The organism is Lysobacter sp. ESA13C (genome assembly GCF_019970005.1).
GTDB classification, from domain to species: domain Bacteria; phylum Pseudomonadota; class Gammaproteobacteria; order Xanthomonadales; family Xanthomonadaceae; genus Lysobacter; species Lysobacter antibioticus_B.
This window is the reverse complement of record NZ_JAHXYK010000007.1, coordinates 84,317-110,389: the sequence shown is the minus strand read 5'-3', so window position 1 is coordinate 110,389 and position 26,073 is coordinate 84,317. Positions and strand designations below refer to the sequence as shown.

Genomic DNA, 26,073 nt, shown 5'->3' with positions numbered 1-26,073 from the left:
GTGCCGGCGTGTTCGGCCGGCGATGAGGCTACGAACGGCGGCTTCGCCGCGGCGCCGGGACGGCGAATCCCGCGATCGTCGTCGCGGAGGATTCGCCTGTCGGCGCTGCGCGTCGGGTGCTTACTTCGTGCGCGGTTTCAAGGCGTCCGGCGCGGTCTCGTAGACCGGGTCGGTCAGGCCCTGCAGGCTGCGCGCGCGGCCGCCTTCGACGTCGAGCACGACCACTTCGTTGCGGCCTTTGCGCAACCAGGGAGCGGGCACGAACAGGGTCTGCTGCGGGCCGATCTTCCAGTAGCGGCCGAGGTGACGGCCGTTGATCCAGACATGGCCCTTGCCCCAACCGCGGGTGTCGAGGAAGGTGCTGCCAACACGGTCGAGTTCGAAGCTGCCGCGCCAGAACGCCGGGCCGGTCGGTGCGGTCTTGCTTGAATAACGCAGGCCGCTCAGGTCGCTCAGCGGCAGCGGGTGCATGGTCCAGTCGAACAGTTCCTGCTTGCCAACCGTCACCGAGCGGGTGATGCCCTTGCGCTCTTCATCCAGGCGCGCGCCGAAGTTGATCCGGCCCATGTTCTCGACGAGCAAGTCGAGCCGCTCCCCCGGCTTCAGGTCGGTCGCCAGCTCGCGTTCGCCGAAGCGCCGGTCCAGGGTGCCCACCGGCTTGCCGTCGGCCAGCGCCACCGCGTAGTCGCGCACTTCGTCGACGACCAGCTTGCCGCTGGCGCCCTGCGGCACGGTGTTGCGATAGAGCACGAAGCCGTAGTTCTGGTCGAGCGCTTCCATGGTCCGCGGCAGTTGCGCACGCACCGGCCGGCTCAGCACCGGCAGCGCGTCGAGCACGCTTACCGATTCGCGCAGCACGAACGGCGCGATCGCGATGGTCGGCGTGGCAGACTCGGGAATCGGCGGCAGACTTTCGCCGGCTTCGAGATGACGCCCGATGACCTCGCGCAAGGCGCGGTATTTCGGCGTGATGCGGCCGGCTTCGTCGACCGGCGCGTCGTAGTCGTAGCTGGTGGTGTCGGGTTGATACGGCATGTCGCGGCTGTAGTTCGCGCCCGCCATCCAGCCGAAGCTGGTGCCGCCATGGAACATGTACAGGTTGAACGAGATGCCCTGGCCGAGGAACCAATCGACCGTGCTCGCCGCTCGCTCGGGCGGCGTGGTGTGGTGCTGCTCGCCCCAATGGTCGAACCAGCCGGCCCAGTATTCGCCGACCATGCGCGGCCCCTGCGGGCGGAAGGCCTTGAGGTGCTCGAACGAGGCCTTGGCGTCGGCGACATCGCCGTCGAAGTTGATCACCGCGGTGACGCCCGGCAGCGGCCCGCCCTCGAAATAATGCGGGCCGGCGCCGTCGGAGGTGAACAAGGGCAGGTCGAAACCGGCGCCGATCATCTGCCGCTTGATCGTTTCCATGTAATCGCGGTCGCGGCCGTAGGAGCCATACTCGTTCTCGACCTGCATCATCAGGATCGGCCCGCCGCGCGTGCTCAACAGAGGTCCGAGTTCTTCATGGGTGCGGCGCAGGTAGCGTTCGACCGCGGTGAGAAAGCGCGGGTCCATGCTGCGCACGCGCAGGCCGGGGGTGCGCAGCAGCCAGGCGGGAAAGCCGCCGAATTCCAGTTCGGTGCAGATGTAGGGGCCGGGGCGCACGATCACGTCCAGGCCTTCCTCTTTCGCGGTGCGGACGAACGCGGCGACGTCGAGATTGCCGCTGAAATCGAACCGACCCGGCTCGGGTTCGTGCAGGTTCCAGAACACGTAGGTGGTGACCGTGTTGAGGCCCATCGCACGCGCCTGGCGCAGGCGCTCGCGCCAGAACTCGCGCGGAATGCGCGGGTAATGCATTTCGCCGGAACGGATCAGGTGCGGCTTGCCGTCGAGCAGGAAACGGTCGCCTTCGATGGCGAAACGCGGCGCGGCGAAACTTCCCAGCGAGGCGAAGGCGAGTCCCAGGCCGAGCAGGGCGGCGGCGATGCGGTGACGACGTGCGCGTTGGATCATGATCGGGTTCCGTAGGTCGGCCGCCGCGCGGGCAGGAAGCGACCCGCGTTATCGGCGAAGGATGAGCGATGCGATGGATGTTGCCTTACGGGTGCACGGCATGAGCCGGCAGTTTTGCGATGACCTCCTTCAGTGCATGAATCTCCAGCGCCTGCTCGGCATACAGGCGCTTGAGCTCGTTGTTCTCGGCCTGCAGTTCGCGAACCCTGGCCGTTTCGGCGACGTCCATGCCGCCGTACCTCGATCTCCAGTAGTAGTACGTCGGCACGCTGACTCCGTGCTTGCGGGCCAGGTCCTTGATCGCGATGCCGCTGTCGGTCTCCTTGAGAATCTCCACGATCTGCGCCTGGGTGAATCGACTCTTGCGCATTGAGCGCCTCCTTCGGGCTCGCTCTGCGGAATGATCTGCGTGCCGGTGTGGTTGGGGGGCAATCGAAGCCTCTCGGCAAGGCCGCGCTGGCCCGCCCGTTTGTTGCAACGGGCAGGCCGGGATTATTGACTAGGCAGCCGCTGTCACGGGTGATAACCGATGAACTGCCACTGGTTGTTGTCGGTGGCCGTGGTCGGGAAGTACCAGTACTGGCTGCTGGTCTTCAGCCGGAAGTACTTGTCGCCCGACTTGAACACCGACCCCACGCGGCCGTAACGGTTGTTCTCACCCCATTGGTGAATGGCCATCTCGGGAACGGTTTCGCTCTTGCGATAGTGACGGCCCTTGTAGGTCCAGAACTCGTTGCTGGTCTTGTCGACAGGGAAGTACTGCGCCCCTTTCTTGACCAGGGTGAAATATTCGAGATCGCCGGTATTGGGGTTGTCGTAGTAGAAATAGTCGCCGACCGCGACGTAGGCTTCGTTGCGTTCGGCCCAGCTCCTCAGCGGTTGGTTTCGATGGTAGAGATCGTTGATGACGGGATAGCCCCGGCCGATCGACTGCCAATCCGCATTCGACTGCCCTTGCGGCGGGAACGGGCCGTAGGCGCCGTTGTGTTTCGCGCGGTACAGGTAGGGGTAGTCGACGGAGAGGTCGGCCGCGAAGTACATGCCGGCGGTGGCCTGCTTGTTGTACTGGCCCCACTCGTACAGCCCGCGGTACTGATTGCCTACCGCATTGACGGTGCCGTCGCTCTCCGCCCACGAGATCGAGCCGTAGCCGGCATGCGTCATGCCCGACAGCAGCCACGACGAGTCGCAAGGGTGCGGGTTGCCGTAGGCGGTGCCGTTGAAACTGGCCAGGGCCGTGTCCTGGCCCCAGTTGCCGCGCACCGGCGCAATGGTGGCCCGGGCGTGTCGGAGCGAATAACACTGGTAAGGGTCGGCATAGAAATACTCAAGGAACATTCCATTTTCCTTGTGCAAGCCACCCCAGTTGGAGGGCACACTGATCTGCCCCAGCACCTCGGCGGTGCCGAGCGTCAGGTCGTACAGCGTCATCTGCCACCAGTCGCCGCCGTAACGCGGACTGGCCTCGGCCCGCATCCTGTACTGGTGCCCGACTTTCCAGGTGTATTGGCCTTTGATGCTGGAGCACGCGCCGAACTCGTAACAATCCACCGGCGGAAGGCGATCGCCCATCGCGCCGGTGCCGTTCCAGATCGATACCAGCGCGCGCTTTTCTCCGCTCGCGCGCTGCAGGCCCCAGTAGCCGCCGTTCGCGTTGTTGAACTTGATGTACTGCGCGAAGTAGACGTTCGAGGCGGAGTCGGTGTGCTCGGGGTACTGCTCGCCCGGATCCACGTCGATACGCAGGAAGTAATCCTTCACTTGCGGGGAGGGATTCGCCAACACCCAGGTGCCGGCGGGAGTGGTCGCCGCCGCCGGCGGGGGCGCCGCGGCAAGCAACAGACCGGCCAGGGCCGATGCGGTGTACACGGAAAAGTTAGCCATGCGGGTGTCCTCATGATTCGGTGTTCGAAGAATGGGATGGGTGCAAGCTGCGCCGGGCCGGGTGCTACTTGAACTCGTAACGCAGCACCAGCGAGGTCGTCCGCGGCGCCTGGTATTGGCTCGGAATCAGGAAATTGATATCGGGTACGACCGTGTTGTCGGCGTTGATGTCGGCGCTGAAGGTGTTGTAGCGGTCGGTAATGCCGCGGCGGTTGGTGAGGTTTTGTATGCCGAGGTCGAGGCTGAGCTTGTGGTGTTCGCCGACGCTCAGGTCGTAGCCGACATTCAAATCCAACTGCCAGAACCAGGGCAGCCGTCCCATGGTGCCCGCCGGGGTGACGCCGACCGGGTCGGTCTTCGTGTCGCAGTAATGTCCCCAACTGCCCCAGTTGTACGACAGGCTGTCGACATCGGGCTTCAGGCCGAAGCAGGTGACCGGTTGCCCGGATTGCACGTTGAGGATGCCGCCCACGCGCAGGCCGTTCCTGAAGTAGTAGACGCCGGACGCGGTGAGCTTGTGGCGCACGTCGTTGATCAGGTTGCCGTTGGCGCCGAGGGTGATCTCGGGGAAGTCGTAGCGGCCGGTTTGCCCGATGTAGCCCGCGTTATGGCCTTCCAGGTCGAGAAACCCGTTGTCGTTGCCGAACGAACGCGACCAGGTGTAGCTCAGGCCGAGGTAATAGGGTTCGTCGTCGCTGCGATGGTGATTGAGGTCGAAGGTCAGGTGGATGTATTTGTTCTTGGGCTTGGGCAGGCCGAAGGCCGAGGCGGGCACCCGCAGCGATTGCAGTTTGCCGTCGCCGGCGAAGTCGCGCAGCACGGTGACGTCTTCGCCAGGATTCACCTCGAAACAGGCGATATCGTCCGCTTCGTAGTCCGGATAGCCGTGCGCATTCGCCCAGTCGACGATGCCCTGGTTGTAACAGGTCTGATTGATGACGCGCTTCAGCGTCGAGTAGCCGAAATCGACTTGCCCGATCCAGTTGCCCGGCAGTTCCTTCTGCACGTAGGCCTGGAACTCGTCCTTGTAAGGCGCTTTCAGGTTGGTCGCGGATACTTCATGCGTCTGCGGCGGATTGCCGTCGCGCCCGGGAGGAACATAGGCCGAGCCTATCTGGGTGAGGCCGGTCGGCGCCTTGGTGACCGGGTCGATGCCGGTGTAGCGATACCACTGGGTGGTGGTCGACCGCGCCTGTGCCACGCCGAAGCTGAAGTTGGACGGCATCGACAGCGAGTACCTGCCCAGGTTCGCGCCGACCTTGAGGCTGGAGTCGCCGTTGACGTCCCAGGACAGGCCCAGTCGCGGCGAATACATCGGGAACGAGAACAAGCGCCGTTCCAGGGCATCCTTGTTGACGTACTTGTCGTAGCGCAGGCCAGCGTAAACCATGACGCGATCGCTCAGCTGCCAGTAGTCCTCGATATAGGCCGCCTGGTTGACCGAGAACATCCGGCCGAACTCGCGATTGAGGAAATGCTGCACGTACTTGCCGTTGACCCGCTCGCCGTTCTGCAACTGCACGGTGTTCGGCCGGTTGTAATAGGTGTACCAGCCGGCGAACGGCGTGTGCCAGTCCTGGCCGAGGTAGTGCACGTAATGCTCCAGGCCGAACACGATCTTGTGGTCCTGGACGTTCCAGGTCAGATCGCCTTTGTAGCCGCGGCGCCAATAGTCGTCGGGACGGAAATTGACGGTGCGCTCGTTCGCGCCGATGTTGACCGTCTTCTGGGTGGCGCTGTTGTACTCGTCGACATAGGGAATGTCCTCGGAGCCGTGGGCGCGATCGTTGATCTGGCCCAGGTAGCCGCCCATCAGCCGCAGTTGCAGGTCGTCGGTGATGTTCCAGTGGTAGTTGCCGATCAGCATCCGCTGGCGGGCCGGGGAATGCGAACTCTGCGAAAACGCGCCCCGTTCGGTGGTGTAGTTGCCTTTCAGCAAGTACGTGTCCGTATCCGACTCGTTCCAGTCGCGCGAACCGATCAGGTTGAAGGTCTGATCGTCGTTGATGTTCCAGGTCAGGTTCACCAGCGCGTTCTTGTTGCTGCTGGTCGTGGTCGTTGCGCGGTTGATGGTGTAGCGGTAGCTCTTCCAGGGCGAGGTCTTGCCCAGCAGGACGAACGCGAACAACTTGTCCTTGATCAGCGCGCCCGAGCCCCAGGCATACTGCGTCGCGCTCGAATCGCGGTGATTGTTGGACACGTACTTGTAGTAGGAGTCGTCGCCGCCGTAGATGTCCTTCTCGCGCGGGTTCAGCAGGCGCGACGTCGGCGGCGTCAGGTACAGCGAATAGCCCGCGCGAAAGCTGTTGCTGCCCTGGCGCACCGTCTGCGCCATGATGCCGCCGGTGGCGTTGGTCCATGAGGCGCCGAAGCTGCCCGCTAGCACTTCGGTGTCCTGGATGGCTTCCCGCGGCAGGCGGTTGGAGCCGAGCGAGGTTCGGTCGTTGGTCGTATCGAACTCGTTCAAGTAATAACGATTCTCGGCCGGCGAGGCGCCGCCGAGCTGCACCAGACCGGTGGTGTTGGAGTCGTGGCGTGCGTTGGAGCGCAACAGCGCGATGCGTTCGGGAGTCGCCGACGGAGGCAGGGGCAAGCCGTTGATGAGTTCGCGGCTGTAATGATTGGTCAGTTCCGGGGTCGACACGTCGATCGGCGTGACTTCGGTCGCCATCGAGGTACCGGTCACGACGACGGTATCGAGCTCGGTGGCCGCGTTCTGCGCACTCGCCGCGGCGACGGCGGTGTCGCTGTTCGGCCGCACGCTGATCCGGTTCTCGGAAAGCAACTGCCCATCGCGGCTGATTTTTACCGTGTAGCCGCCGGGGTTGAGGCCGGAGGCGGTGTAGCGGCCGTTCGCATCGACTTTGAGTTCTCTGCGGAAGCCCGTTTCCGGGTTTTCGACCAACACGCTTACCTGGCCCTGCGTCGGCGCGTATCCGTACAGGCCGCCGGTGATCGATTGGGCCTGCGCGGTACCGGCGCAGGCCATCACGGCCATGAGGCTCCACGCGAGCCGGGACCGCTCGATCTGCACGCGCCGCTTGTTCGCTTGCTGCTGCAACTTCATTACGCCCTCCCCCTTGCTGACTGCTGATCGGATCTAGTTCTATTTATCATATATAAGTACTTATTCTTTTTTGAGTCAAGTACCGCTTATCGATCCTTCGATCCATCTGTCATTGAGTGAGTGTCGTGGCGCATTACGGCAGCACTGGAACGATTCGATGTTGCGCGGCAACATCCATGTCGTGCGTTCAGGGGACGGCACGAAGTACTGTTCGAGAGAGAATCGTCGGCGCTGTGGCGAGTGCAGATGCGATGCGTCGGTCGCCGAAAACGCGCGCTCGTTCGCATGATGCCGAGCGTTTCAGGTGTTCGACGCCATGGGGCGGTGCCCGACGGATGCGCTGCGTTGCGTCGTCGACTAGTGTGTTAGATGTAACAATAGAAACTCATACGCGCGACGCCGCTGTTGCGCGACCGAATGCAAGGGATGCTCTCCGTTGAAGCCTGTTTCCATTCGCAACTTGCACAGCCAGGTGGTCCAGGAACTGGGCAGGCAGATCGTCGGCGGCGCGCTGAAACCGGGCGAATTGCTGCCGCGCGAGGAAACCCTTGCAGAGCGCATGGCCATCAGTCGGACTGCGTTGCGCGAGTCCTTGAAGGTGCTTACCTCGAAAGGCCTGATCGAGACGCGGCAGAAGACCGGCACCCGCGTGCGCGAAAAGCAGTATTGGAACCAACTCGATGCCGATGTGCTGGCGTGGCGATGCGAGACGATGCCTACCGACGACTTCGTCGAGAAGCTGTCGGAGATGCGCGAGATCATCGAGCCGGCCGCCGCTGCCGCCGCGGCGAAGCGGCGCGACCGGAAGCAGTTGGCGCGAATCAAGAGTGCGTACGGCGCCATGGATGCGGCGCAGGATCTGAAAGCCTGGACCCAGGCCGATCTCGAGTTCCATCAAAGCGTGCTGGAAGCGACCAACAACGAGTTGATGGTGTCGCTGTTCTCGGTCGTCGAGACCGCGCTGGCGACCTACTTTTCCCTGTCGGCGAGCAAGGTGGTCGACTTCAAGTATTCGCTGCCGCGGCATTTCGCCGTGCTCGAGGCGATCCGGCTGCAACGGCCGGTCGCGGCGCGCGAGGCGATGCTCGGTATCGTCGTGGATTCGCGAGCGAATATCGGCCGCATCAAGCGCTGAGCGCGTTGCCGGCAAGATAGGGGCACTGTGCTGGAGTATGCGAAATCGCGCTCGTATCGGCGAGGAAGGGAGCGCGTCGCGTTACAGTCTCGCCAGGCGCCCGCCGCTGACTTCCAGGCTCGCGCCGGTCACGAACCGCGCTTCGTCGCAGGCCAAAAACAGGACCGCCCCGGCGACGTCGTCCGGCGTGCCGATGTCTTCGGCGGAGATGACTTCGGCGCCCGATTGCAGATTCGGGTTGGACCATAACATCGGGGTGTCGATCGCGCCGGGCACCACCGCGTTCGCGCGCAGGCCCTTCGCGGCGCCCTCGATCGCGGCGCTGCGGGTCAGCGACAACAAGGCGGCCTTGGCCGCGGCATAGGGCGCCACCATCGGCGTCGTCATCGAGGCGTGCACGCTGGCGATATTGACCATCGCGCCGCCGGGCGCGGCATGGCGCAGCCATTCGCGGGTGAAATGCACCGGCCCGAGCAGGTTGACGCCGAGCAGTCGCCGCCACTCGTCGCTGCTGAAGTCTTCCAGCGGCTTGAACAGCATCAGCCCGGCGGTGTTGACGACGATGTCGTGGCCGCCGAGGCGCTCGCGCACGGCGCCACAAGCGGCATCGACCTGGCCTTCATCGGATACGTCGCAGGACAGCACGACGACATGCGCCGCTCCGGCGGCGCGGCAGGCCTCGGTCGCTTTGCTGTGACGATCTTGGCGAAAGTCGATCAGGGCGAGACTCGCGCCTTCCGCGGCGAAGCGCTTCGCGCACGCCAGGCCGATGCCCCCGAGGCCGCCGGTGATCAGCACGGTGCGGCCTTCGAAACGTCGTGCGGAACTCACCATTCGCGAATGCTCCCATCGGCGCCGCGCCAGACCGGGTTGCGCCAAGTGTGCGGTATGCGCGCGGCCTCGCGCACCCTGGCCTCGTCGATCTCGATGCCCAGGCCCGGGCCGGAGGGCACATCGACATAGCCCGCACGGATGTCGAACACCTGCGGATTGCTCAGGTAGGTCAGCAAGTCGTACTCGGCGCTGTTGTAGTGAATGCCCAGCGACATTTCCTGAATCACGAAGTTGGGCGTGGCGGCGGCCAACTGCAGGCAGGCGGCGAGGGCCAGGGGGCCGAGCGGGCAGTGCGGTGCGATGGCGACATCGTAGGCTTCGGCCATGGCGGCGATGCGCCGGCATTCGGAAATGCCGCCGGCATGACTCAAGTCCGGTTGCAGGATATCGACCGCCGCCGCCTGCAGGAACGGCTTGAAGTCCCATCGGCTGTACAGCCGCTCGCCTATCGCGATCGGCAACTTGGTGAACTGCGCCAGTTGCGCGAGGGCCTCGGGATGCTCCGACAGGACGGGTTCTTCGATGAAGAGCGGGCTCAGCGGTTCCAATGCGCTGATCAGCGAGCGCACCATCGGCCTGTGCACGCGGCCGTGGAAATCCAAGCCGACGTCCAGCCCGAGCGCCCGCACCGCCGCAACGCGTTCGAGCACCGGGTCCAGGTCGCGCGGACGGGCCAGCCAGTCCAGGTCCTCGGTGGCATTCATCTTGACGGCGGTGAAGCCCTGTTGCTGGCGGACTCGGCTGGCCTGTTCGACCTCGCCGGGGCGATCGCCGCCGACCCAGGCATAGACGGCGATGCGGTCGCGCACCTTGCCTCCCAGCAGTTGCCACACGGGAAGCCCCAGACGCCTGGCCAACAAGTCCCACAGAGCGTGATCCAGGCCGGCCAGCGCCGACATCAGCACCGGCCCGCCGCGGTAGAAACCCAGGCGATAGGCGACCTGCCATATGTCTTCGATCCGATCCGCATCGGCGCCGACGAAGCGATCGCGCAGCGCTTCATAAGCGCCATCGACGGCCTCGACATGCCCCTCCAGACTGGCTTCCCCCCAACCTACCGCGCCATCGGTCGTTTCGACACGCACGAACAGCCAGCGCGGCGGCACGCGGAAGGTTTCTATCCGGGCAATGAGGCTCATAGGCAGTCGGCGAAATGATGGCGATGGACAGGCTGCACTTTTATCATATATAAGTACTTTAAACCATCGTTCGGCAGGCGACAGAGGCGCCATGACGCCGCCGGATGAGCCGGGGATGAGTATTCCCAGGCGCAGTACCCGCTCGACCATGCAGGCTGGAGCAGCGATCAGATGCCGTCCCAAAGTCACGCAACGCCGTTCGTCATAGCGATCCTGCGCGGAATTACCCCGGGCGAAGTGCTTCGCATCGCCGAGGCGCTCGTCGAGCGCGGCGTGGGCGGAATCGAGATTCCGCTCAACTCGCCCGATCCCTTCGTCAGCATCGGGCTGCTGCAGCGGGCTTTCGGTCGCGATTGCCTGTGCGGCGCCGGCACCGTGCTCGACCTGCGCCAGGTCGAGCAGTTGCACGAGACCGGAGGGCGCCTGCTGGTGGCGCCCAACACCGACGCCGCGGTCATACGGCGCGCCCTGGAACTGGGCATGGTGCCGATGCCGGGCGTGGGCACCGCCAGCGAGGCTTTCGACGCGATCGCTGCGGGAGCGACCCGGCTCAAACTGTTCCCGGCTTCGACCTATGGCCCCGCCCATTTGCGCGCGCTGCGAGCCGTGCTCCCGGCCGGGGTGAGCGTCTGCGCCGTCGGCGGCGTGGACGAGCACAACGCGGCGCATTGGCTTCGTGCCGGGGTCGATGGTTATGGCCTCGGAAACAGCCTGTATCGGCCCGGGATGACCGCGGCCGAGGTCGCCGCCCGTGCCGATGCCTTCATGGCGGTCATCGCGGCATACCGCAAAGACGCAAGCGCGGTGGATGCATGACATTGTCGACGCTCGATCTGGTCATCATCGGCGTCTACGCCGTCGCGATCTTTGGCCTGGCGCATTGGGTCGCGCGGGAGAAACACGGACGCAAGAAAAACAGCAACGACTACTTTCTCGCCTCGCGATCGCTACCGTGGTGGGCGATCGGAGCCTCTCTGATCGCCGCGAACATCTCCGCCGAGCAAATCATCGGCATGTCCGGTTCCGGGTATGCGCTGGGGCTCGCCATCGCATCCTACGAATGGATGGCGGCCGCGACCTTGCTGATCGTGGGCAAGTGGATACTGCCGATCTTTCTGCACAACCGCATCGTCACGATGCCGCAGTTCCTGGAGCAACGCTACGGGTCCGGCATCCGCAACCTCATGACGGTGTTCTGGCTCGCGTTGTACGTGTTCGTGAACCTGACCTCGATCGCCTGGCTCGGCTCGATCGCAGTGAACCAGATCGCCGGTATCGACCAGGGCACGGCGCTGTATCTGCTTGCCGCGTTCGCGCTGTTGTATCAGTTGTACGGCGGCTTGAAAGCGGTGGCGTTGACCGACATCGTGCAAGTGGCGCTGCTGGTGCTGGGAGGTCTGTTGGTGTCCGGGCTGACCCTCGACAAGATCGGCGACGGGGCCGGCATCGGCGCCGGTTTCCGGGTGCTGGTCGAGCGCGCTCCCGATCATTTCCACATGATCCTGAAGCCGGACAATCCCTTCTATCGGGACCTGCCGGGGTTGTCGGTGCTGATAGGCGGGATGTGGCTGGCCAACTTGAGTTACTGGGGCTTCAATCAGTACATCATTCAACGCGCGCTGGCCGCGCGCGATCTGGATCAGGCGCAGAAAGGGGTGATATTCGCCGCGTTCCTGAAGCTGCTGATGCCCATCATCATCGTGCTGCCGGGCATCGCCGCGGTCGTGCTGGCCCCGGATCTGTCCAAGCCGGACGAGGCCTACCCGACGATGATGCGCCTGCTGCCGCCCGGAGTGCTCGGCCTGGTGTTCTCGGCATTGATCGCCGCCGTCATCTCCAGCATGGCCTCCAAGATCAATTCGATAGCGACCATCTTCACCCTCGACCTGTTCGACAAGTATGCGACGGGCGCTCGCCGCGGCTCCGATTCGGACGATGACCCCGTCCGCCAACGCCGCCTCGTCAGGGTCGGAAGAATCGTCGCGACGGTGGCGGTCGTCATCGCTGCGATGACCGCCCGCCCCTTGTTGGGCAAGTCGGATCAAGCGTTTCAGTTCATTCAGGAGTTCACCGGATTCTTCACGCCGGGCATCACCGTGATCTTCCTGCTGGGCTTGTTCTGGAAGCGCGCGAACGAAGCCGGCGCGATCGCCGCGGCGACGGGCTCGGTCGCGTTCTCTTATCTGTTCAAGATGGTATGGCCGTCGCTGCCGTTCCTGGATCGCATGAGCCTGGTGTTTCTGGTCACCGGACTGCTGGCGATGGCGGTGTCGCTGCTCGTCCCGTCGCGGGCCGGGGTGAACCGCATCGAGGTCGAGGGCGTCAGCTTCCGCACCAGCGCGGGCTTCAACATCGCGGCCCTGGCGGTGGTCGCGATACTCGTGGCGCTCTATGCCACGTGGTGGTGAGCCGCGGTCGGTTCCTGCGGCGCCGCGCCGATTGCAGCGGATCGGCCGCGCTTGGGGCGCTTGCCCGGCCCTGTTTTGATACCGCGCAGCGATGCCCGCTTGCCGGCTTGCGTGGCTATTGCCGCAGGCCTCCGCGATAATGCTCCGGCATGGCGGAAGGCTCCGAGTTTGCAGGCATGACAGGCCGCGGCCTTATCGGGTTGGCCGGGCCTCGCCTCTTCGATGGCACGCAGGCCCTGTCGCGAGAGCCATTACCGGAGCTGACCGTATGAATCGATTGCCTCGTTCCGCAAGCCTGACCAGGCGAATCGTCGAATCTCTGGGCGAGGCGATCGTGACCGGTCACTACGGTCCGGAGCAGGCATTCCCGACCGAGGCCGAACTGTGCGTGCAGCTTCGCGCCAGCCGCAGCATCGTGCGCGAGGCAGTCAAGATGCTCACGGCCAAGGGTTTGCTCAGTGCGCGGCCGAAGCGCGGCACCATCATCGAGCCCGAGACGAACTGGAACCTGCTCGATCCGGACGTCTTGCGCTGGTTGCTGGAGCGCAAGTTCTCCATCGGCCTGTTGCTCGAGTTCACTCAGGTGCGGCTTGCGGTCGAGCCGATGGCGGCGATGCTGGCGGCGCAACGCGGCGATGCCGAAGCCATCGCCCGGATCGAGGCCGCGATCGAGCGCATGCGCGCCGCCGAGCTGGGCGAAGGGGATGCACTCGAATCGGACATCGCCTTCCATGTCGCGGTGCTGGAAGCCAGCGGCAACCGCTTCTATTCGCGCCTGCGCGACCTGGTCGATACCGCGTTGCGGATTTCGATCGGGGTCACCAATCGTTCCAAGGGCGTCGATCTGGCCAGCGTGGAGGACCACGCGCGCGTATACGAAGCGATCGCATCGGGCGATGGCGAGCGAGCCAAGTCGGCCATGCGGGGATTGCTCGACGAGGTGACGGCGTTGATCGAGTCGACGGCCGGCGGGTCGCAGCCCGACTGAACCTGCAGGGCGTTCGCCAAGGCGGTTGGCCCCCGGGCCATCGAGTCGGCCGCAGCCGGACTGTCGAGAAAACCCGGGTTGCCCATTTCTAGCCCGTCGTCAGCGGCCGGATGCTTGGGGGCGTGACCGGGCGATCGCTTACGAACGCAAGCCGCGCGGTGTCGGTACCGATTCCAGCCACGCTTCGTTGAAGGCCTGCGCGGTCGAGGCGACCTGCGGCGCGGTCGTGCCGGGCTTGTACAAGGTGCCGCCGATGCCGAAGCCGATCGCGCCGGCCTTGCGCCAGATCGCGAGCAGGTCGGTGTGGATGCCGCCGACCGGCAGCACCGCGGTGCCGGCGGGCAGCACCGCGCGCAGGGCGCTCAGCATCGCCGGGCCGAGTGCATCGGCCGGAAACAGCTTGAGCCCGTCGGCGCCGGCGTTGAGGGCGGCCAGGCATTCGCTCGGGGTCGCCGCGCCCGGCAGGGCGAACAAGCCGCAGGCCTTGGCGTAGCCGATCAGCGCCGGATCGGTGTGCGGGCAGACCATCAGGCGCGCGCCGATGCGGACCAGGGTGTCGACTTCGTCGGCGCGGCGCACGGTGCCGGCGCCGAGCAGGATCGCATCGCCGAAACGCCGTTGCAGGCGGGCGATGCTCTCGAACGCATCGGGCGAATTCAGCGGCACTTCGATGATGCGCCAGCCCGCATCCCACAGCGCTTCGCCGACCGGCAGGGCCTCGTCGGGGGTGATGCCGCGCAGGATCGCGACGAACGGCGACTGGACGAGCCAGGCCGGCAGCGTGCTCGGCAGGGGCAGGGACGTGGCGAGGGTCATACGAATCGGGCTGCCTTTGCGATGCGCCACAAGCCGCGGCAAAACGCGGTGTCGCCTTCGATGATGTAGTGGGGGATGCCGTAGCGGCGCAGCGCCAGGGCGTAGGTCGCGGCGAGCTTGGCGCCGCCGATCACCGCGACTTCGCCGCCGTCGCCGGGTTCGTTGTTGGCGGCCAGGCACTCGTAGCCGATCAACAGGCCGGACAGGAACGCCGGCAATTCCTCGACCGGCGCGGCGTCGCGGACGTTGCGTGCGCGCACGCCGAACAACTGGTGCAACCAGTCGGGACGTTCGCGCGCGGTGTCCAGGCCCTTGATGAAGCCGCGTTCCGACCAGGCCTCGGCCGGCAGGCCGCGCCCGAGCAGGCTGTGATGCAGCAACAGGGAATAAATCTCGCCGGTCGGATAGGTCGAAAACCCGACCACGCCGCCGCCGTCCAGGGTCAGCCATTTGCTGTGCGTGCCCGGTGCGGCTACGCGTCGCGTTCCGGGCGGCACGCCGAGCGCCTGGGTCTCTTCGCCGCGCATGACGTCGTCGAAGCCATCGCTGGCGCCGCTGACGCCGGGCACGATCGCGGCGCGGCGCTGCTTGAACGTCAGCGGCTGCAACGCTGAGGCGAGCGCATCGGCATGGGCGGGCAACGGCGCGTACGGCGCTTCCTGCCAACCGTTGCGCGCGCCGACCATGCCGGCCAGCAAGATCGGCGCGTCGCCGTCGTCGAGGTCGACGCTGAGCAGGTCGTCGAGCGCGGCGGCGAAGGCCTCGGGCGAATGCAGCGAGGCCATGCCGCGCGCGCTCTGGCGCGTGGCGATGATGCCGCCGAGCGCGTCGAAGGCGTGCACGCGCAGATGGGTGGAGCCCCAGTCGACGCCGATCAGGGCGATCGCGGTGCCGGTGTTGGGGGCGTTGCGGTGGAGCGATTCATCGAGCATGGCGTTCCTCCTCGCGGCGCAGGACGCGGCCGCGGCGTTCGCCGGTGGCGTGGGCATCGCGCAAGGCGCAGGCGCCGCCGACCCAGACCGCGCGGATGCCCGCGGCCGCTTGCTTGGGTTCGGCGAAGGTGGCGCGGTCGGCGATGGTGTCGGGATCGAACAGAACCAAATCGGCGGCGAGTCCGGGGGCGATGCGTCCGCGCCGTTTCAGGCCGAAGCTGTCGGCCGACAGCGAGGTCATGCGGCGCACCGCTTCGGGCAGATGGAACAGGCCCTGGTCGCGGCAGTAATGGCCGAGCACGCGCGGAAACGCGCCCCACAGGCGCGGATGCGGGTGGGCGTCGTGCGGCAGGCCGTCGGAACCGATCATGGTGCGGTCGTGGCTGAGCACGCGGCGGACGTCGTCCTCGCGCATCTGGAAATACACCGCGCCGGCCGGGTGCAGGCGGCGCGCGGCTTCTTTCTGGTCGACCCGCCAATCGGCGGCGATGTCGCTCAGGTCGCGACCGGCCTGTTCGGGGTGCGGCGTCGACCAGCTCACCAGGATCCGGATCAGCCCGTCGACGTAGTCCGGATCGAGCACGGTCGAGCCGGCGGTGTAGGGGTAGGCGTCGAGGCCGACCCAATGGCGGCGGCGGCGTTCGTCGATGCGCGCCAGGGTCTCGACGGTGCGGCCCCAGTTCGCGGGGCCGGCGCATTTGTGATGCGACAGCACGACCGGAGTGTGCGCGGCTTCGCCGGCGTCGACGGCTTCGTCGATCGCTTCGAGCACACCGTCGTATTCGTCGCGCAGGTGCGAGGCGTAGACGCCGCCGTGGGCGCCGCTCTCGCGGACGAGTTCGATCACTTCGCTGTTCGGCGCGGCCCGGCTCGGCTGGTAGAACAGGCCGCTGGAGAAACCGATCGCGCCGGCCTGCATCGCCTCGCGCAAGCGCGCGCGCATGCGTTCGATCTCGGCATCGTCGGCGGCGCGGCCGAGGTCGGCGACCTCGGCGATGCGCAGGGTCGAATGACCGACCATCGCCGCGACGTTGACCGCCGGGCGCGCCGCATCGACCGCATCGAGGTAGTCGCGGAAGCGTTCGAAACGGAAATCGGCCTGGCCTCCGATCAACGACAGCGGCGCCGGCGGTTCGCGGTCGGCGCGCCATGGCGCCAGGCTGATCCCGCAATTGCCGGCGATCACCGTGGTCACGCCCTGGCTGAGCTTGTTGAACACGCCGGGGTCGTCGAGCACCGCGCGGTCGTCGTGGGTGTGGACGTCGATGAAGCCCGGTGCCAGTGCGAGCCCGCATGCGTCCTCGCGTTTGCGTCCGTGCAGGCTGTGGGGCGCGCCGATCGCGGCGATGCGCTCGCCGTCGACGGCGACATCGGCGCGGTAGCCGGGGCCGCCGCTGCCGTCGAGCACCCAGGCGTCGGCGATGACCAGATCGAAGGTGGCTGCCGCCGGTGCGAATCTCGCGCTCATGAGCGGCCGGGAACCTGGGTGCGTTCGACTTCGGCCTTGGCCCGGCGCGCCTTCTCCAGCACGCCCGGTTCCTGGCGCAGCGCGACTGCGATCGCCAGCATGTCGATCACGGCCAACTGCATCAGCCGCGACACGCCGGGCGAGTATGGGGTCGCCGCGCTCGACGGCGGCAACAGCAGCGGCACGTCGGCGTCCCAACCCAGCGGCGCGCCGGCCTGGGTCAGGGCGATGATGCGCGCGCCGCGCTGCTTGGCGATGCGCACGCTGTCGTTGACCTCGGGGCTGCGGCCCGACAGAGAGATCGCGAACAGCACGTCGTTGGCGTCGAGCATGCCCGAGGCGAGCCGCTGCAGATGGCCGTCGCTGTGCGCGGTGGCGGCGATGTCCAGGCGCAGGAAGCGCAGGAAGGCGTCCTGCGCGACCACGCCCGAGCCCGAGCCGACGCCGATGCAGCACACGCGGCGAGCGCCGGCGATCAAGCCGGCGGCGGCGTCGAGCGCGGCCGGGTCGGTGCGCTCGCGTACATCGTGCAGGGCCGCGGAGATGCTGTCGCAGACCTTGTGCACCAGGGTCGCGGCGTCGTCGTCCTTGTCGATGGTGACGGTCTGATAGGGCACGCCGACGGCCAGGCTGTGGGCGAGCTGGACCTTGAACTGGCGCAGGCCTTCGCAGCCGATCGCGCGGCAGAAGCGGGTCACGCTGGGCTCGGACACATTGGCGCGTATCGCCAGCGCGCCGATGCTGGCGTGGATCGCGAAGTCCAGGTCGGCCAGCACGGTCTCGGCGACCTTGCGTTCGGCCGGACGCAAGGTGTCGAGCGCTCCGCGGATCTTGGGGATGAGGTTGTCGGACACGATGGGGTCGTTCCTCGGAAGATTGTCGATCGCGCCGATCATGCGGCGATTAGGGGGTATCGATCGCGTCGGTGGCGCGGCGAGCGGGTATCGATCGCGCCGATGGCGCGTTCAGAAGAAAGTATTGATGGCGCCGGTGACGCGATAACCGTCGTCGACCGTCAGCAGCACCTGCCATTTGTCGAACGTGGTGCAAGGGTGCGAAATGCCGGTGGCGACGAGATCGCCGACCTGCAGCGGATGATCGTGCGGCAGTTCGAGATAGGCATGCTGGTCGTTCATCTTGGCGATGCGCGCATCGCGCATGGGCGCCGGCGCCGGCTCGCCGGGGCGGTGCCAGCACAGGGGCTTGGGCAGGTCGATGTCGTAGGACGCATCGCGCTTGCCGAGGGTGAGCAGGGCCAGACCCGGCTCCGGGCGCGACTGCACCGCCGCCCACACTTCCAGCGCCGGTTGCAGGCCGTGGCGGAAGCTGGCGTCGTGGCGGGTGCGCATTTCCTGTTGCAGGCCGTGATAGAAGCCGTGGTCGGAGGTGAGGTAACACCCCGAGCGCAGCACGCGTCGCAGGGGGCGCGTGGTCGCGCCGACCGTGGCGAAGGCGTCGGCGACGAAATCGAAATACGCCGAGCCGCCGGCGCTGATCAAAATCTCCTCGCCGTCGAACAGGCCCTCGCCATCGCAGCGGCGGGTCAGCTCGACCAGCTCGGCGAGCAGGCCGCGCACGCGTGCCAGGTCGCTGTCGCGATCGGCGCCGACCCACAGGCCTTCGTAGCCTTCGATGCCGGCCAGGCGCAGCGCGGGGCTCGCGGCGACTTCGCGCGCGAGCGCCAGCGCGGCGTCGAGGCCGCGCACGCCGGTGCGGCCGCCTTCGGCGCCGAGCTCGACCAATACCGGCAATCGACGTTGCGGTGCGAGCCGCTGCATCACCTCGGCGAGGCGTCGGGCGCCGGCCGAGGAATCGACCAGGACCCAGGCCTCGAAACCGGGGTCGTCGCGCAGCAGCGCGGCCAGGCTTTCGATGTCGGCGATCGCGACCGGCTGATTGGCCAGCAGCACCCGGCGCACGCCGAACCGATGAGCGATGCGCAACTGCGGGACCGTCGCCAGGGTGATCGCCCAGGCGCCGGCATCGAGTTGGGCCTGGAACAACTGCGGGCTCATCGTGGTCTTGCCGTGCGGCGCGAGCAGGGCGCCGGCCCGTTCGACGAAATCGCGCATCCAGGCGATGTTGTGGGCGAGGGTGGACTCGCGCAGCACCGCGACCGGATACGACAGGCTGCCGTCGAGAACATGCAGGCCGAGCCCGCCGATCGCGTCCTGGCGCGTGGCCTGTTGCAACGGCAATCCCTTGACGCCGGGCAGCAACAGGTTCTGTCCGAGCTCGCGCAGTGCCGCGTTCATAGGTACGGCCCCAGTCATCAGTACGGCTCCAGGGTGAGTTCCGAAGCCATCACCCGGTTGCCGGCCATCAGGCCGCCGTCGACCGGCAGCACCGCGCCGCTGATCATGCGCGCCTGCGGCGAGGCGAGGAACCAGGCGGCTTCGGCGATGTCCTCGGGCGTGGCGAAGTCGCCGAGCGGATACCACTTCTTCAAGTCCTCGAACACTTGCGGATGCTTGTCGGCGCGCGCCTGCCAGGCCTGGGTCTTGACCGTGCCCGGGCAGATCACGTTGGCGCGCAGGCCGAGCCGGCCGTATTCGATCGCGATCGATTTTGCGTAGCTGATCAAGCCGGCCTTGGCCGCGCTGTAGGCCGGATGGCCGAGTGCGGCGAGGCCGTTGACCGAGCCGATGAAGACGATGTTGCCGCGGGTACGTTTGAGCCCGTCGAGCGCCGCTTCCACCGTGCAGTAGCCGGCGTTCAAGTTCACATCGACGTCGCGCTGCCACGCGCCCGGCGCGGTGCCGGCCAGGCTCAGTCCTTCGGCGCTGCCGGCGTTGGCGATGACCGCGCCGATCGGGCCGTGCGCCTGGGTGACCGGCGCGAGTGCGGCACGCAAGGCATCGAGATCGGACAACTCGGACGCCGCGGTCAGCACCTGCCCGGGCGCGAAATTCGCGGCCAGCGCGGCCAGCGCATCGGCATCGCGATCGTGGGCGAGCACACGATCGCCGCCGACGACGAAACGGGTGAGCAATCCTCGGCCGATGCCGCCCGCGGCTCCGGTGATCAAGGTCAAACGGCTTTGGCTCATGGACGGATCATTCCTTCAATGGGGGCGCCCGCAGCGTCGGACCGAGCGCAACGAGGCGATCGGGAACCAGCGGGTGATGACGGTAGACCGGAATATCGCCGATAGCGGAGGTTTTGGGTGTGCCGAGCGAGGCGTCGGCACACTTATCTGCGCGAGGCGGGATCGTGCGAATCCATGTGTCCCCGTCGTGGCGGCCGCGCGGCGAAGGCGCGATCGTTGCGCAGGATTTCGGCCGCAGTTCGACGGCGAAACGGCGCAGGCACGGGCCCGATTGCGTGCCGGTCGCGTGCCGGTCGCGTAGCTCCGGCGCACGGCCGGACTCCCAGGAGCGGGGTGCGGCGAATGGATCACAGCGCGGTTCCCCTGGTCATCCGATCATTCCTGTAAATTTCAAACACAGATGGCTTGGCGGGCAATGGAAATGTAGCAGAGGCCCTGATAAACCGCCATGGTGCAGTGCAAAATGCATCGTGAAAGTTTGTAAGATACTTTCACGTCGGCAACGGGAAGGCCTTGAATGTGCCATCCGACTCCGAGCGCCGCCGCCATGCTGCCCGCGATCTGCGAGTGGCGCGGCGGAGCACGCCGGTCGTCGTAGCTTCGCTCTTCCCGTTCCTCCCTATGCAGAGAGTCCATCCATGAGCGATTCCAATTCCATCGTCCGTTACGGCCTGGAGCCCAGCGGCGCCGGCGGCCAACAACTGCCGTTCTCGCCGGCGGTGCGCGCCGGCGACTTCGTCTACATCTCCGGCCAGGTCGCCATGAACGAGCGCGGCGAAATCGAACAGGGCGGCATCGAGGCGCAGACGCGCCGGACCATGGAGAACGTCAAGAAAGTGCTTGGCCTGGCCGGCTGCGACTTGAGCCACGTGGTCAAGATCACCGTCTGGCTCGACGACACCCGCGACTTCTGGAGCTTCAACCGCGTCTACCGCGAGTACTTCGGCGAGCAGCCGCCGGCGCGTTCGTGCGTGCGCTCGCAAATGATGGTCGATTGCAAGATCGAGATCGAAGCCATCGCGTATCACCCGCTGAGGGGCGCGTAGGGGCGAGGGGCGATGGGCGAGGAGCGAGTAATAGCGAGGAGTGAGTAAAGAGGGCGAGCGGCGGATGCTGCCGCAGTTCGCGTGGTCTCGACTCGTTCCCAGTGCCTCACCTTTCACTCCTCACTTCTCACTCCTCGTTCCTCACTCCTCGTTCCTCACTCCTCACTTCTCACTCCTCACTCCTCACTTCTCACTCCTCACTCCTCACTTCTCACTCCTCACTCCTCACTCCTCACTCCTCACTCCTCACCCGCCCCCTACCCACCGAGGCACCTGCATGAACCGACGCGACTTCCTCGCTACTTCCGCGACCGCGGGCACCGTATTGGCCAGCACCGCGTTCACGCCGGCCTTCGCCCGCAAACGCTCGAAGTTGCGCCTGGGCCTGATCGGCACCGGCATGCGCGGCCAGGTGCTGCTCAAGGAACTGGTGCGTCGCGACGACGTCGAAGTCGTCGCGCTGTGCGACGTCGAGCCGATCATGCTCGGCCGCGCGCTGAAGATGATCGAGAAGGCCGGCCGGCCCAAGCCGACGACCTACGGCGAAGGCGGCGACAACGACGCCTACCGCAAGATGCTCGACAAGGGCGGCCTCGACGGCGTGATCATCGCCACGCCCTGGGAGTTCCATGCGCCGATGGCGATCGCGGCGATGCAGGCGCGCATCGCGGTCGCCTGCGAAGTGGTCGCCGGCATCACCCTCGACGACCATTGGCAGGTATTGCGCACCCAGCAGAAGACCGGCACACCCTACATGCTGCTGGAGAACGTGTGCTATCGCCGCGACGTGCTGGCGGTGCTGAACATGGTGCGGCAGGGCCTGTTCGGCGAGATCGTGCATCTGCAGGGCGGCTACCAGCACGACCTGCGCGCGGTGAAACTCAACAGCGGCAACCCCGAGCGCGCCACCGGCGGCGGTGTCGAGTTCGGTGCCAAGGGCTGGTCGGAGGCGCGTTGGCGCACCGAACATTCGGTCCAGCGCGACGGCGAGCTGTACCCGAGCCACGGCATCGGCCCCTGCGCGATGGTCGCCAACATCCATCGCGGCAATCGCTTCACCTACCTCAGCTCGTTCTCGAGCAAGGCGCGCGGCCTGCACGACTACATCGTCAAGCAGGCCGGCCCGGACCATCCGAACGCCAAGGTCAAGTTCAAGCTCGGCGACCTGGTCACTACCCAGATCGCCTGCGAGAACGGCGAGACCATCCTGCTGCAGCACGACACCTCGCTGCCGCGTCCGTACTCGCTCGGCTTCCGCGTGCAGGGCACCGACGGCCTGTGGATGGACATCAACGATTCGATCCACATCGAAGGCAAGACCACGCCGCACGAGTGGGACAAGGCCGAGGCCTGGCTGGAGAAGTACGACCATCCGCTGTGGCAGCGGTTCGCCGAGACCGCGGCCGGCGCGGGCCATGGCGGCATGGACTACTTCGTCGTGCATGCCTTCATCGAGGCGCTCAAGGCCGATGCGCCGATGCCGATCGACATCTACGACGCGGTCGCCTGGAGCGCGATCACCCCCTTGTCGGAGCAGTCCATCGCCGAGCACAAGACCGTGGAGTTCCCGGACTTCACCGAAGGCAAGTGGAAGAACCGCAAGCCGATCTTCGCCTTGAACGACCGCTACTGAGATCCTGCCTGGCCACGCAATACGCCGCTCGCCGTTGCTCCGGCGGGCGGTCGTCAAGCGAGGCATGGCATCGTCGCGTAACGCTCTCTCCGTTTCCGACCTCCACCCGGCGCAAGCCGGGTTTTTTTGCTGCGTTCCCGGTCGCAGCGCTGCAAGAGCAGGGGCGGCGGATCGGAAAGCTAAGACCACGGCCATGAATGGGCGGGCAGGCGGCGCCGTCTGTCTGTAACCTTTAAAACGGTGTTGACAGGTTCGATAGGGTGCGCATAACCTCTAAAAACACATTCAGAGGTTATTCGCATGCGCCTCGCGATCGGACCTACCGTGCTCGGCGCGGCCTTGTCTTCGCTGCTGCCGGCCTGCGCGCAGCCTCCCGCTGCGACGCCTGCAGCCTTCAAGTCGGACCCAGCCGCCATCGTCGTCATCGATGCGCCCAGCAACCTGGGCTTGCGCCCGCCGGCGCCGGGTGTCGAGCCGGGCGTGCGTAAATTGCCCGAGGCCCTGCGCGCGACCGGGCTGCTGCAGCGCCTGCGTGCTCACGATGGCGGCCGCGTCGATGCGCCGCCTTATTCGCCCGCTGCCGATCCCGCGATCGGCTTTCGCAACGGCGCCGCCCTGCGCGACTACAGTCAGACCCTGGCCGACCGCCTGATGCCGCTGCTGGCCCAGGACCGGTTCGTGCTGGTGCTCGGCGGCGATTGCAGCGTGCTGATCGGCAGCGGTCTGGCCCTCAAGCAGCACGGCCGCTACGGCCTGGCCTTCATCGATGCTCACGACGATTTTTCCTTCATCCGCGACCGCCGCCGTTACCACGGCTTGTTGACCGCGGCCGGGCTCGATCTCGGCCTGGCGACCGGGCATGGCCCGGCGGCGCTGTCCGACCTGCGCGGTCGCTCGCCTTATTTCCGCACCGGCGATGTCGTCCACCTCGGTCTGGTGGTGGCCGACCAGGACCGTATCGACTACGAGGTCGAGAGTTTCGAGCGTTCCGGCATTCACGCCATCGACGCCGAGGCGATCCGCCGTCTCGGCGCCGAACGCGCCGGCCGCGAGGCGCGCGCGCGGCTGGAGGCGATGCCGACCGACGGTTACTGGATTCACCTCGACGCCGACGTGCTCGCCGAACGGGTGATGCCGGCGGTGGATTCGCCGAACCCCGGCGGCCTCGACTTCGATCAGTTGCGCGCCGTGCTCGCCCGATTGCTCGCCAGCCCGAAAGCGGTAGGTATGGAGCTGACGATCTTCGATCCCGACCTCGACCCCGACGGGCTCCTCGCGCGGCGCCTGGCCGACACCGTCGCGAGCGCGTTCGAAGACAGCGGCCGTTGGCCGCGGCAAGGCGCTGCAGCCACCGCATCGTCCGCGCCGGCACGCTGAGGCGTCACCGTGCAGCGACGCAGCTTCCTGCTGACCAGTGCCGCCGCGATGACCTGGCTGTCGCGGCCTGCCGCAGCGCCGATGCCGGGACACAAAGTCGTCGATGAAACCGCGCCGTGTTCGCCGACCGCGCCCGACGGCGAATCGATCCACGCCGCGCAACCACACCCCATCACTGCCGCGACCCGGCTGCTGTTCGTCAGCGGCCAGATCCCGGTCGACGCGCAGGGCGAGGCGCCGCAGGATTTTTCCGGACAATGCGCTCTCGCTTGGGCCAACCTTGAGACGCAGCTGCGCGCGGCCGATATGGACCTGCAGCACCTGGCGAAGCTGACCGTCTTTCTCGCCCGTTCCAGCGACCGCAAGCGCGAACGCGAGATTCGCCGCCGCCTGTTGGCCGGCCGTGCCGATCCCGCGGTCAGCGTGGTGGTGACCGGTATCTACGATGAAGCCTGGCGCATCGAGATCGAGGCGATCGCGCTCGCCTGAACACGCCAGCGGCGTCGATCAGGCGTCTTCGCCGCCCGCGCTCCAACGACCGCTGCGCTGCAAGGCGCGGTACTCGCGCGGCGTCATGCCCACAGTGGCCTTGAACTGGCGCGCGAACGCGCTCTGGTCGGAGAAGCCGCAGGACTGGCCGACCTCGGCGATGCTCGCCTCTTCCTGCAGCAACCTCATTGCCGCTTCGATGCGGATCTTGGTCAGGGCCTGTTGCGGGGTCAGCTGGAACACGCGCTGGAAATGGCGTTCCAACTGCGCGACCGACAGCTTGGCCAGTTCGGCCAGCGCGGTCACGCGCAGCGCGCCGGCGAAATGCGCCTGCATGTGTTCGGTGACCCGGCGCAGGCGTTCGTAGGTCGGGTGATGGCCGTCGGGCGCGCCGAGGTCGCGCGACAGGCCGACCAGGCCTGTGCGGCCGTCGGCCAAAGGCAACGGGCGCTTGCCGGTCAGGCACCAGCCCGGTTGCCGGTTCGGGAACAAATGCACTTCGAGCTGGTTCTCGATGGTCTCGCCGTCGAGCACGCGCCGGTCCTGGATCGCATAGCGGCCGCCGAGGCGGGCCGGAAACAGCTCGGTGACGTCGCGGCCGATCACGTCCTCGCGCCGCTTCAGGCCGAGCCGGCGCACCAGGGTCAGGTTGGCGTGGCTGTAGCGGCCGGACGCGTCCTTGGCGAAGAACACCACGTCGGGCAGTGCGTCGCACAGGGTCTGCATGAGGTCGGCGGGAATCTGTAGGGACATGGCGGCCTGCTCCGGGCGGTTCCACAACGATAGCCCGATTATGCCGAATTCCGCATCCATGACCGGCAAGGATTCCTAGACGCGCGAGGCCGCCGACGCGAGCATGGCGGCATGCACAGCCTAGACATCATCGACTCCCACACCGGCGGCGAACCGACCCGGGTCGTGGTTGCCGGCTTCCCCGATCTGGGCGCCGGCAGCCTGGCCGACAAGCGCGAGCGCTTCCGTGCCGAATTCGACCACTGGCGCCAGGCCATCGCCTGCGAGCCGCGCGGTTCCGACACGGTGGTCGGCGCCTTGCTGCTGCCGCCGAGCGAGCCCGAAGCCGCCGCCGGAGTGATTTTCTTCAACAACGTCGGGTACCTGGGCATGTGCGGCCACGGCACCATCGGCCTGGTGCGCACCCTGCAACACCTCGGCCGGATTCAGCCGGGCCGGCACCGCATCGAGACGCCGGTCGGCACGGTCGGTGCGGAGTTGCACGAGGACGGCCGGGTCTCGGTCGACAACGTAGAAAGCTGGCGCCATCTGGCCGGCGTACGCGTGCAGGTGCCGGGCTACGGCGAGGTGGTCGGCGATGTCGCCTGGGGCGGCAACTGGTTCTTCATCGCCCGCGTCGCGCGGGTGATCTCGCTGCTGCACCAGCGCGAGCTCAGCGATTATTCCGAAGCGATCCGGCATGCGCTCGAAGCGGCGGGCGTGACCGGCGCCGACGGCGCGCCCATCGATCACATCGAACTGGAAACGCCGTCGACCACGCCCGGTGTCGACGCGCGCAACTTCGTCCTGTGCCCGGGGCTGGCCTACGACCGTTCGCCGTGCGGCACCGGCACCAGCGCCAAGCTGGCCTGCCTCGCCGCCGACGGCAAGCTCGCGGCGGATGCGGTGTGGCGCCAGGAGAGCGTGCTCGGCAGCGTGTTCGAAGGGCGCTATCGCCCGGGCCCGCGCGGCGTCCTGCCGACCATCACCGGCAGCGCCCACATCACCGCACACGCGCAGTTGTTGATCGACGAAGCCGACCCCTTCGCCTGGGGCATCGCGGCGAAGTGACCGG

At 66.7% G+C, this 26,073-nt stretch carries 22 protein-coding genes; 9 read left to right on the top strand and 13 right to left on the bottom strand.

All coding sequences use genetic code 11. The features are described from left to right. Positions 1-120 precede the first annotated feature (120 nt). The 4 genes from LC490_RS15420 to LC490_RS15405 form a co-directional block, all read right to left on the bottom strand. Complete coding sequence (locus LC490_RS15420; RefSeq protein ID WP_223620742.1) at positions 121-2,001, bottom strand: beta-galactosidase family protein; 1,881 nt, start codon at positions 1,999-2,001, stop codon at positions 121-123. An 85-nt stretch (positions 2,002-2,086) separates the two neighbouring features. Further along, complete coding sequence (locus LC490_RS15415) at positions 2,087-2,371, bottom strand: transposase (protein WP_031371949.1); 285 nt, start codon at positions 2,369-2,371, stop codon at positions 2,087-2,089. A gap of 143 nt (positions 2,372-2,514) precedes the next feature. Next, positions 2,515-3,885, bottom strand: coding sequence for a hypothetical protein (locus LC490_RS15410; RefSeq protein WP_223620741.1), 1,371 nt, complete (start codon positions 3,883-3,885; stop codon positions 2,515-2,517). Between the two features lie 64 nt (positions 3,886-3,949). Continuing rightward, entirely contained in the window at positions 3,950-6,952 is a 3,003-nt protein-coding gene (locus LC490_RS15405; protein WP_223620740.1) for a TonB-dependent receptor, read from the bottom strand. Positions 6,953-7,388: 436 nt separating this feature from the next. On the opposite strand from LC490_RS15405, the gene LC490_RS15400 reads away from it, so the two are divergent. Continuing rightward, entirely contained in the window at positions 7,389-8,087 is a 699-nt protein-coding gene (locus LC490_RS15400) for a FadR/GntR family transcriptional regulator (protein WP_223620739.1), read from the top strand. A gap of 81 nt (positions 8,088-8,168) precedes the next feature. On the opposite strand, the gene LC490_RS15395 is transcribed toward LC490_RS15400, so the two are convergent. Continuing rightward, positions 8,169-8,921 carry an SDR family oxidoreductase gene (locus LC490_RS15395; RefSeq protein WP_031371945.1) on the bottom strand — a complete coding sequence of 251 codons (753 nt, stop codon included), beginning with the start codon at positions 8,919-8,921 and terminating at the stop codon, positions 8,169-8,171. Beyond that, on the bottom strand, positions 8,915-10,060 hold the full coding sequence (gene dgoD, locus LC490_RS15390; RefSeq protein ID WP_031371944.1) for a galactonate dehydratase: 1,146 nt from the start codon (positions 10,058-10,060) through the stop codon (positions 8,915-8,917). The genes LC490_RS15395 and dgoD overlap by 7 nt, the downstream gene beginning before the upstream one ends. A 171-nt stretch (positions 10,061-10,231) precedes the next feature. Between dgoD and LC490_RS15385 the strand changes: the two genes are divergently transcribed. The 3 genes from LC490_RS15385 (at position 10,232) to LC490_RS15375 (ending at position 13,456) form a co-directional block, all read left to right on the top strand. After that, complete coding sequence (locus LC490_RS15385) at positions 10,232-10,876, top strand: 2-dehydro-3-deoxy-6-phosphogalactonate aldolase (RefSeq protein WP_223620738.1); 645 nt, start codon at positions 10,232-10,234, stop codon at positions 10,874-10,876. Beyond that, complete coding sequence (locus tag LC490_RS15380) at positions 10,873-12,468, top strand: sodium/solute symporter (RefSeq protein ID WP_223620737.1); 1,596 nt, start codon at positions 10,873-10,875, stop codon at positions 12,466-12,468. The genes LC490_RS15385 and LC490_RS15380 overlap by 4 nt, the downstream gene beginning before the upstream one ends. Positions 12,469-12,736: 268 nt before the next feature. Continuing rightward, positions 12,737-13,456: a FadR/GntR family transcriptional regulator gene (locus LC490_RS15375; RefSeq protein ID WP_031371941.1), complete on the top strand. Its 720-nt coding sequence runs from the start codon at positions 12,737-12,739 to the stop codon at positions 13,454-13,456. A 138-nt stretch (positions 13,457-13,594) separates the two neighbouring features. On the opposite strand, the gene LC490_RS15370 is transcribed toward LC490_RS15375, so the two are convergent. The 6 genes from LC490_RS15370 to LC490_RS15345 all read right to left on the bottom strand — a co-directional run bounded on the left by LC490_RS15370 (position 13,595) and on the right by LC490_RS15345 (position 19,721). Then, positions 13,595-14,272: a 2-dehydro-3-deoxy-6-phosphogalactonate aldolase gene (locus tag LC490_RS15370; protein WP_223620736.1), complete on the bottom strand. Its 678-nt coding sequence runs from the start codon at positions 14,270-14,272 to the stop codon at positions 13,595-13,597. Further along, complete coding sequence (locus tag LC490_RS15365) at positions 14,269-15,204, bottom strand: 2-dehydro-3-deoxygalactonokinase (protein ID WP_051884916.1); 936 nt, start codon at positions 15,202-15,204, stop codon at positions 14,269-14,271. Before LC490_RS15365 ends, LC490_RS15370 begins: the two co-directional genes overlap by 4 nt. Then, entirely contained in the window at positions 15,194-16,672 is a 1,479-nt protein-coding gene (locus LC490_RS15360; RefSeq protein ID WP_223620735.1) for a D-aminoacylase, read from the bottom strand. The genes LC490_RS15365 and LC490_RS15360 overlap by 11 nt, the downstream gene beginning before the upstream one ends. Continuing rightward, the gene (locus LC490_RS15355; RefSeq protein WP_200875822.1) at positions 16,669-17,526 is read right to left on the bottom strand and encodes a MurR/RpiR family transcriptional regulator; all 858 of its coding nucleotides are present in this window, start codon (positions 17,524-17,526) and stop codon (positions 16,669-16,671) included. The genes LC490_RS15360 and LC490_RS15355 overlap by 4 nt, the downstream gene beginning before the upstream one ends. 111 nt (positions 17,527-17,637) lie before the next feature. After that, positions 17,638-18,927, bottom strand: a complete 1,290-nt coding sequence (locus LC490_RS15350) for an amino acid deaminase (protein ID WP_081930859.1) — start codon at positions 18,925-18,927, stop codon at positions 17,638-17,640. 17 nt (positions 18,928-18,944) lie between these two features. Beyond that, complete coding sequence (locus LC490_RS15345; RefSeq protein WP_223620734.1) at positions 18,945-19,721, bottom strand: SDR family oxidoreductase; 777 nt, start codon at positions 19,719-19,721, stop codon at positions 18,945-18,947. 638 nt (positions 19,722-20,359) lie between these two features. Here LC490_RS15345 and LC490_RS15340 point away from each other — a divergent pair. The 4 genes from LC490_RS15340 (at position 20,360) to LC490_RS15325 (ending at position 24,266) form a co-directional block, all read left to right on the top strand. Further along, positions 20,360-20,767 carry a RidA family protein gene (locus tag LC490_RS15340; protein WP_031371933.1) on the top strand — a complete coding sequence of 136 codons (408 nt, stop codon included), beginning with the start codon at positions 20,360-20,362 and terminating at the stop codon, positions 20,765-20,767. A 277-nt stretch (positions 20,768-21,044) separates the two neighbouring features. Next, positions 21,045-22,400 (top strand): Gfo/Idh/MocA family oxidoreductase, encoded by a 1,356-nt coding sequence (locus LC490_RS15335; protein ID WP_031371932.1) that lies wholly within the window; start codon positions 21,045-21,047, stop codon positions 22,398-22,400. A gap of 300 nt (positions 22,401-22,700) precedes the next feature. After that, positions 22,701-23,777 carry an arginase family protein gene (locus LC490_RS15330; RefSeq protein WP_223620733.1) on the top strand — a complete coding sequence of 359 codons (1,077 nt, stop codon included), beginning with the start codon at positions 22,701-22,703 and terminating at the stop codon, positions 23,775-23,777. Between the two features lie 9 nt (positions 23,778-23,786). After that, complete coding sequence (locus LC490_RS15325) at positions 23,787-24,266, top strand: RidA family protein (RefSeq protein ID WP_223620732.1); 480 nt, start codon at positions 23,787-23,789, stop codon at positions 24,264-24,266. Positions 24,267-24,284: 18 nt separating this feature from the next. Here LC490_RS15325 and LC490_RS15320 read toward each other — a convergent pair whose 3' ends face one another. Beyond that, the gene (locus tag LC490_RS15320) at positions 24,285-25,019 is read right to left on the bottom strand and encodes an AraC family transcriptional regulator (RefSeq protein ID WP_223620731.1); all 735 of its coding nucleotides are present in this window, start codon (positions 25,017-25,019) and stop codon (positions 24,285-24,287) included. A gap of 111 nt (positions 25,020-25,130) precedes the next feature. Between LC490_RS15320 and LC490_RS15315 the strand changes: the two genes are divergently transcribed. Then, positions 25,131-26,069 (top strand): 4-hydroxyproline epimerase, encoded by a 939-nt coding sequence (locus tag LC490_RS15315; protein WP_223620730.1) that lies wholly within the window; start codon positions 25,131-25,133, stop codon positions 26,067-26,069. Positions 26,070-26,073: the final 4 nt, after the last annotated feature.

Excerpts from the sequence above, each read along its gene's own strand:
- LC490_RS15420 (WP_223620742.1), bottom strand. The coding sequence starts at position 2,001 with ATGATCCAACGCGCACGTCGTCACCGCATCGCCGCCGCCCTGCTCGGC.
- LC490_RS15415 (WP_031371949.1), bottom strand. The coding sequence starts at position 2,371 with ATGCGCAAGAGTCGATTCACCCAGGCGCAGATCGTGGAGATTCTCAAG.
- LC490_RS15410 (WP_223620741.1), bottom strand. The coding sequence starts at position 3,885 with ATGGCTAACTTTTCCGTGTACACCGCATCGGCCCTGGCCGGTCTGTTG.
- LC490_RS15405 (WP_223620740.1), bottom strand. The coding sequence starts at position 6,952 with ATGAAGTTGCAGCAGCAAGCGAACAAGCGGCGCGTGCAGATCGAGCGG.
- LC490_RS15395 (WP_031371945.1), bottom strand. The coding sequence starts at position 8,921 with ATGGTGAGTTCCGCACGACGTTTCGAAGGCCGCACCGTGCTGATCACC.
- dgoD (WP_031371944.1), bottom strand. The coding sequence starts at position 10,060 with ATGAGCCTCATTGCCCGGATAGAAACCTTCCGCGTGCCGCCGCGCTGG.
- LC490_RS15385 (WP_223620738.1), top strand. The coding sequence starts at position 10,232 with ATGCCGTCCCAAAGTCACGCAACGCCGTTCGTCATAGCGATCCTGCGC.
- LC490_RS15380 (WP_223620737.1), top strand. The coding sequence starts at position 10,873 with ATGACATTGTCGACGCTCGATCTGGTCATCATCGGCGTCTACGCCGTC.
- LC490_RS15375 (WP_031371941.1), top strand. The coding sequence starts at position 12,737 with ATGAATCGATTGCCTCGTTCCGCAAGCCTGACCAGGCGAATCGTCGAA.
- LC490_RS15370 (WP_223620736.1), bottom strand. The coding sequence starts at position 14,272 with ATGACCCTCGCCACGTCCCTGCCCCTGCCGAGCACGCTGCCGGCCTGG.
- LC490_RS15365 (WP_051884916.1), bottom strand. The coding sequence starts at position 15,204 with ATGCTCGATGAATCGCTCCACCGCAACGCCCCCAACACCGGCACCGCG.
- LC490_RS15360 (WP_223620735.1), bottom strand. The coding sequence starts at position 16,672 with ATGAGCGCGAGATTCGCACCGGCGGCAGCCACCTTCGATCTGGTCATC.
- LC490_RS15350 (WP_081930859.1), bottom strand. The coding sequence starts at position 18,927 with ATGAACGCGGCACTGCGCGAGCTCGGACAGAACCTGTTGCTGCCCGGC.
- LC490_RS15345 (WP_223620734.1), bottom strand. The coding sequence starts at position 19,721 with ATGAGCCAAAGCCGTTTGACCTTGATCACCGGAGCCGCGGGCGGCATC.
- LC490_RS15340 (WP_031371933.1), top strand. The coding sequence starts at position 20,360 with ATGAGCGATTCCAATTCCATCGTCCGTTACGGCCTGGAGCCCAGCGGC.
- LC490_RS15335 (WP_031371932.1), top strand. The coding sequence starts at position 21,045 with ATGAACCGACGCGACTTCCTCGCTACTTCCGCGACCGCGGGCACCGTA.
- LC490_RS15330 (WP_223620733.1), top strand. The coding sequence starts at position 22,701 with ATGCGCCTCGCGATCGGACCTACCGTGCTCGGCGCGGCCTTGTCTTCG.
- LC490_RS15320 (WP_223620731.1), bottom strand. The coding sequence starts at position 25,019 with ATGTCCCTACAGATTCCCGCCGACCTCATGCAGACCCTGTGCGACGCA.
- LC490_RS15315 (WP_223620730.1), top strand. The coding sequence starts at position 25,131 with ATGCACAGCCTAGACATCATCGACTCCCACACCGGCGGCGAACCGACC.